Genomic DNA, 6,557 nt, shown 5'->3' on the forward strand with positions numbered 1-6,557 from the left:
TGGCACACTTGAGAAAGCAGGTTTCAGCAAAATCAGCAATGATATGCCAACCCAAGTAGGTGATGTTATTGTCTATGATCGCTCATCAAAGCGTCCACATGGCCATATTCAAATTTTCGATGGTACAGATTGGATTTCTGACTTCCGTCAGAACAGTATCAGCCCATACAGTGGTGTCTATGCTTATACGACATGGCGTGATTCAAAATATGTGGATGACGCATCCGCGTCAGATCGTAATATCTACCTTGCTATGAATGATAAATAAGACCTGAGAAGTCAGCACAACATATTTATTGCTTTTCTCCAACCCAGTAGTGATCTTACTATCATTGCTGGGTTTTTTTGTGCTTAACATCAGGGTGTATTTAACCTTTCATGATTTGATCCGTCAGAAATGAACACTACTGATATCATTACTCATTACAAGAATTATCGGCAAGCGCGTTTAAGATGCCACATGATACCGCTTGTGCACTACCTGCACATTTCTGGCGCAAAACTGAGAAATTTTTGGATTGCTAGCATTACAAGACAAATTACGAAACGACGCTCATGAAGATGTGGCTTAGCTCAAAGCGTATGGGTAAACCACCCCGAGTTCGTCGTACTCTCTAAGACTGTTTAGTCTCCGAAAACCTGAGGCGGTTCAGATAGTTTTTTTTGAGAGAGTATGACACTGCCAAAGCGATCTGAATTACTTAAACCAATTGATTGTATCAGTGCCTAAAAATTTTACGAAAATCTTATCAAAGGACTAGACAAAAAAATGCCTCTGGGAGTTGACTCCCAGAGGCATTTAGTTTTAAATGTAGATAACGGTTACAGTGTGCGACAACACGCTGTAACGAACAAATAAGCACACAGACTGCGTTATTTGAACAGCATTAAATGCCCGTTTAGGGTCATTTTATCCAAAATCTGCTTTCATATCAACTCTATTTGCTATACATTTTAAAAACTGCTTGTTCGCTCGTTACATTTTCGTGCTGCTCTCTCTGTACCCGTTACCCGTCAAATGGGTGGCAGGCCTCGGTGACGACTGCGTTTGACATAAGGGTGAGCTCCCTACAGGGGTGACTAGACAAAGGATCAGAGCAACGCAATGAGTGGTTACTTGTGCATATCGTAGCGGTATATTGGGCGAACGCCCTTGCTAGCGTATGACAGCACAGTAGCGGTTATGAGCGTGTCTAGGCGGTGCTATCAGCCGTAATCATAACAGCCGTAGCTTGATACAGTGATACGGTCTTGATGACGCGATGGGCGATGAAGTCGGCATGACTAATCACATCAAATTCAAGGAATGCACTAAAGTGTTTGTGAGTGTTTTTATTATACTCATAACTGCTTTAGGGTGAGTGTTCCTTGAAATCTGCTCAAGGCTCCAAAATCAGCATAAATTCACTTAGGCTAATTTAAGTAGTATATAGCCCACTAGGCTATATACTATAAGAATCTAGAGAAAAATTTAGAATATTTATTATACAACCATCATTTATTCAGTGAGTCGATATTGTCATGGTTGATTCATAAGCTTAGTGTGAATAGAACGGGATCTATGCCTTGGGTAAACTACCTCCCAAACTTATAACTGTTCTTTATCTTGAAATCCTAATTAAACTGAAACCTCGAATACTTTTATTTAGTCAGCATCCAAAGTATTATCTTTGTTTTGAATAAGTATTAGAGCATCTTGTGCTTTCTTAAGTTGATCTTGTAACAGAGTCACTTGTTCCTGCTTTGATAAATGACGGCTTGATAGCTCGCTATATTGTTTATTCAATACGCTATGCTCGGCTTCAAGCTTAGCCTGAGTTTGAGTCAGCTGATTATTAAGTCCTGATAGCTTGTCACGTTCAGCGGTGACTGCCTTTAACTCTCCTTTGATCTCTGCGGTAGCCGTTTGTATATCATTCCGCTCAGTGGTGACTGCCTTTAGCTCTGACTTAGTATTTTTAAGTTCAATCTTTAAACGTGCAATCTCTGCCTTATCACTATCAGCTGTGGCTTTAAGCGTGGCTACCTCACCAAGACTGCTAGTCAGCTCTATAGATTGCTTATCTAATGCATTACTCACCTCTGCAAGCTGTGATTGCGCGGTCTTAGCCTTAGTGCGTTCAAGCTCTAATTCATGCCTAGTATCTAATAGCGTCTGTTTGGTAGCGTCATGGTCAGCTGTGGCTTGCTGTGCGCTTTTAGTTGCTGTTTCCGCAGTGCCGGTCACCTCGTCCAGTTGCTGTAGTAAATCCGCTTGTTCCCCCTCCAAGGTCTTAACCGCTTCTTGCGCTTCGTCCATCTCTGCTTGTGCCTTGATCTTAACCACCTCTAAAGCTTCACGCTCTTTAGACAATCTATCATTAGCCATATCAATAGCCGTCTGCCACATATCAGCCCCAAGCGTGTGCAAGCGTTCTGTGATACCACTAGGTAAGTCTACTTGCTGTAGCTCTTGCTCTTCTTGCTGTTCTCGCTTCCAGCTTTGCATAGCATCACTGATAGTCGTGAATGATCCACCGCCTAGCGCCTTACGCACCTCTGCCAGTGTCGGCTTAACCCCTTGCTCTTGTAATTGGTCTGCTGCTGCATGAATATCTTGTATCGTGAGTGCCATGATTTTGTATCCCTTAATAGTATATTGTAGTATGTTGTATATAATATACTACAATATACAACATACTACAATATAGAATGTAAAAAAACCCCAAGTAATCTTGAGGTCATGTGCTTGTTATTTAATGCCTAGTGATCGGTTAGGTATTCTTCTAGGGCATCGTTGATCATGTCTTGATAGTTACCGCCTGTTTGCTTAGCTCTGTCCTTGAATTTGGTAAGGATACTTGGGCTAATGACACTGGTTTCCGTAGACAACGCTTGAGATTTGATACTGCCACGGATCGCGCCTGACCAGTCGGTGACTTCTGGAATGTCCGATAAATCAATGTCGTCATCGCTAAGCGTGGCTAGATGCTCTGAGTCTGCTTGCTGCTTAGCAGTTAGTGGCGGTAATTCGTCTATTTTATCATCTAACGCCGTAAAACCACGTCCTTCTAGGGCGTGGATATCAGGCGTCAGTCGTTGTCGCCCAGTATGGCGAACCCCTTGATACCCAACTGCATTGAGATCATAATTACTCCATGAAAACGCTCAAACTACGCATCAAAGACAAACACGCCACTCAGCTCAATATCTTAGCTGGGGCAGTCAACTTTGTCTGGAACTACGTCAATGAGCTAAGTTTTAAACATTTACAGCGCACGGGCAAATTCTTTTCAGCCTATGACTTGGCCGCTTATACTAAAGGGGCGGGTGAATACCTGAATCTGCACAGTCAAACCTTGCAAGCGATCAGTGAGGTTCACGCTAAATCCCGTAAACAGTTTAAAAAAGCCAAACTCAACTGGCGTACCAATAACCCAAAAGCCAAGAGAAGAAGCTTGGGCTGGATTCCGTTTAAAAAGACCGCCATTAAGCACCTAACAACCCGTCAGTCAGGCAAGAAAAGCCTTAAATCTACTATTCAGCTAAGCCTCGCTAAAGGCAAAAAGCTGATCATTGATTTGTGGGATAGCTATAACCTCTCGCTCTATACCATCAATACTTGTGAGCTGGTACAAGATGCACGAGGTCACTGGTACGCCTGTATCACCGTCAAAGAATTTCCAAAAACAGTTTGTGGTACGGGCCAAGTCGGTATTGATTTAGGCTGTAAAGATGCCGCAGTCAGTAGTGAGGGTGATCAGCTACAAATCAAAGTCACCCATCAATACGCAGAAAAACTGGCCATCGCTCAACGTGCCAAAAACAAAAAACGGGTTAAGGTCATTCATGCCAAGATTAAAAACACCCGCCAAGATCTGATTCATAAATTCACATCAAAGCTTGTCAAAGCCAACAGCTTAATCGTTGTTGGTAAAATCAAATCAAACTCATTCACTTCATCCAAACTGGCCAAATCCGTCTATGATGCTGGTTGGTTTGAGATTAAGCGGCAACTGGATTATAAATGCGCGAACGCAGGTTGCCACTATATCGAAGTCAATGAAGCGTACACCACCCAAACCTGCTCGTGTTGCGGCTCTCGCCAAGACAGTCCGAAAGGTAGAGAAGGTCTTGGTATAAGAGCATGGTTTTGTCGTTCTTGTAAAACGACCCATAACAGAGATGTTAATGGAGCAAAAAACATTCTCGCGGTCGGGCTTGGCCGTCTTTAGTAGGAATCCCCGTTCCTTTAGGTCGGGGAGGAAGTCAATCTGTGGTAACGTGATCAGAGGTATAGTCATTATTAGCAATTATATGGCGTCGTATGACCACATAAGGTTTGTTATCGAATGTTTAGGTCGAAATACTAACCAATATATTTAGACGTCTCTACAGAGCTTTCTCGTTCGTTTTAGGACACATAGCCAGAATGGAAAATAAAAAAGTGCCTGATTCTTAGGATCAAGCACTTTTGTGAACTAACACTGTTTACTTAATAATGATATCGGCACTGAACGATGATAATGGCATCATCTTGAACCTCATAAACCAGTCTATGCTCTTGATCAATGCGACGCGACCAATAGCCTGCCAGATCGTGTTTGAGTGGTTCAGGTTTACCAATACCCTCAAATGGATCACGTTTGATGGCTTTAATCAGCTTACTTATTTGCTTGACCTTCTCTTTGCTGGTTTTTTGCCAGTATTCGTAGTCCTCCCACGCATCCTGTGTCCAAGATAAGATCAAGCGTCCACCTCATCATCACAAGTCAATAATGCGTCATCCGTATTGATGTCATGCTCGATTAAACAACCCGCCTTAGCATCGGCTATAGAGCGTCTGAGGCGCTTGGCATTAGTGGGGCTTTTTAGCAGATGAAGCGTTTCCTCATATGAATTAAACTCTTCTAAACTCATGAGTACCGCAGGTTTGGCGTTTTGTCTAGTAATCACGATCGGCGATTTGTCGGTATCTACCTTATCGATATATTTGGCTAGGCCCTTTCTAAAATCAGTGTAGTTCACAACATCCATAACGATTACTCCGTGTTTGGTCATATTTATTTGTATGACTGATATTATATACCATAGCTGTACTTATATCTGTACAGTTATTTTTACACTGATTTATTTATGGCGCTGGCCGCTCAATCCGTAATCACCCGCAGAAGTTTGTGGCGGCGTATTAAGATTAGAGGGTTTTTGATAATCAAAGGATAACGGCACGGTATTGGTTTGCGCCACTTGAGTTAAGAACAATTTGATTGCTTGAGACGGCGTTAATCCATAGCTTTCAAACACGGCAAAGGCGCTATCCTTGAGCTCTTGATCGAGCCTGATATTATAATTGGTTGTCGTCATGGCATTACAAATGGCTTATATATATATGTACGTACAATATAAACCATTTGTAATGCCAAAACTACTAAGCATGCTTTTTTCATATTATGATTTCTGCTTAGGGAACGTATAGCCTATCGCCAGTAAGTGCTTTTTGTGGGTCTTTAAAAAAGCCTCATCTCTTAATTGAGTGTGTAACCAACTAATAACTTCTTGAGTGCTTTTACCTGATGGTGCGTAACTACCAAACGGTGAGTAGTTAGCCAACAAAGGGGCAAAACGATCAATTTGCTTAACGGTTAGAGGTGGGATATCTCTATCCTCATTATTCTGATTTAGGCCCTCCTGTCCTTTTTTCTTAGTTGGCTTGGCCTTGACGGTGAATGTCAAACCTGTAACTGTGCGTCCACGTTTGATGTTTTCATAGGTGATTTTGATGTCGGTTTTCTGATTAATTTCTTTTATGGGTCCATCAACTGCATTCTCTTTCAAATTGTTGATGCGCTCATACGACTTAGGCGTGCCAAGTTCTTGCCTATATTGATCTAAAGTCATAGAAAAACCACCCTTCCCCTCAGACTTTTTTGCTAGATGGTAAAGGTCTAACGAGTAAGTCAATTTGAGGTTTAAGATATCTTCTTTTAAATATTTAGTGTAAGGGTTGAGCTTATCAAAAACCTGAAGTAAGTATATTACCTCATCTGTAAAATGCATCGATATATAGCCATCTGCATATTTCGACCTGATTAGCCATTGAACCTCTGTATCATCACCATCCTTATCCTCATAAATGAATGTACGCTTCATTAATTTTTTGCTAGCTGATTTCATTTGCTTATAAGCCGAGTTTCTATCTATTCCGCTAAGCTTAGCAAATTCAGAAGACGCAACCTCTATCGGTGTTTTTTCAGTAGCATTATTAACCCTAACCAATGGGCTCGCTAGAATAATGATGCGCTTCTCATCAATAGACATCTCTCTAAAAGCTTGAGTAATTTTATTCTGCATAACAATCCATTTTTCAGGATATTTTTTTTCGTATAGCTCGACATCATTCATTATGACAACCTCATTATGCTAGTTACTTTAAGATACTAGCATAATGCGGGATAAAAGTAGCATTTAAACGGGATAAAAGTAGCATAATGCGGGATAAAAGTAGCATAATGCGGGATAAAAGTAGCATAATAGAGTGCGTAACCCTTTAATAGCAAAGCTTACAGACTGTCTAAAAG

Annotated in this window: 6 protein-coding genes and 1 pseudogene; 2 read left to right on the plus strand and 5 right to left on the minus strand. The window is 41.4% G+C overall.

Features of this window, described 5'->3' with window-relative positions:
* Positions 1–268: pseudogene (locus JMW90_RS13120) on the plus strand (CHAP domain-containing protein); the annotation flags it as partial.
* A 1,377-nt stretch (positions 269–1,645) separates the two neighbouring features.
* Here the strand turns inward: JMW90_RS13120 and JMW90_RS13125 are convergent.
* Positions 1,646–2,614 (minus strand): DNA-binding protein, encoded by a 969-nt coding sequence (locus JMW90_RS13125; RefSeq protein ID WP_025652670.1) that lies wholly within the window; start codon positions 2,612–2,614, stop codon positions 1,646–1,648.
* A 523-nt stretch (positions 2,615–3,137) separates the two neighbouring features.
* Here JMW90_RS13125 and JMW90_RS13130 point away from each other — a divergent pair.
* The gene (locus JMW90_RS13130) at positions 3,138–4,214 is read left to right on the plus strand and encodes an RNA-guided endonuclease InsQ/TnpB family protein (RefSeq protein WP_101211256.1); all 1,077 of its coding nucleotides are present in this window, start codon (positions 3,138–3,140) and stop codon (positions 4,212–4,214) included.
* A 260-nt stretch (positions 4,215–4,474) separates the two neighbouring features.
* On the opposite strand, the gene JMW90_RS13135 is transcribed toward JMW90_RS13130, so the two are convergent.
* The 4 genes from JMW90_RS13135 to JMW90_RS13150 form a co-directional block, all read right to left on the minus strand.
* Positions 4,475–4,729: a Txe/YoeB family addiction module toxin gene (locus tag JMW90_RS13135; RefSeq protein ID WP_025652646.1), complete on the minus strand. Its 255-nt coding sequence runs from the start codon at positions 4,727–4,729 to the stop codon at positions 4,475–4,477.
* Positions 4,726–5,016: a type II toxin-antitoxin system Phd/YefM family antitoxin gene (locus JMW90_RS13140; protein WP_201564707.1), complete on the minus strand. Its 291-nt coding sequence runs from the start codon at positions 5,014–5,016 to the stop codon at positions 4,726–4,728. Before JMW90_RS13140 ends, JMW90_RS13135 begins: the two co-directional genes overlap by 4 nt.
* A 93-nt stretch (positions 5,017–5,109) precedes the next feature.
* A complete protein-coding gene (locus JMW90_RS13145) occupies positions 5,110–5,343 on the minus strand; it encodes a type II toxin-antitoxin system RelB/DinJ family antitoxin (RefSeq protein ID WP_025652648.1) in 234 nt (77 codons plus the stop codon).
* 84 nt (positions 5,344–5,427) lie between these two features.
* Positions 5,428–6,381 carry a replication initiation protein gene (locus JMW90_RS13150; protein ID WP_045448300.1) on the minus strand — a complete coding sequence of 318 codons (954 nt, stop codon included), beginning with the start codon at positions 6,379–6,381 and terminating at the stop codon, positions 5,428–5,430.
* Between the last annotated feature and the right edge of the window lie 176 nt (positions 6,382–6,557).

Source organism: Psychrobacter glacincola (assembly GCF_904846215.1).
Classification (GTDB): Bacteria; Pseudomonadota; Gammaproteobacteria; order Pseudomonadales; family Moraxellaceae; genus Psychrobacter; species Psychrobacter glacincola.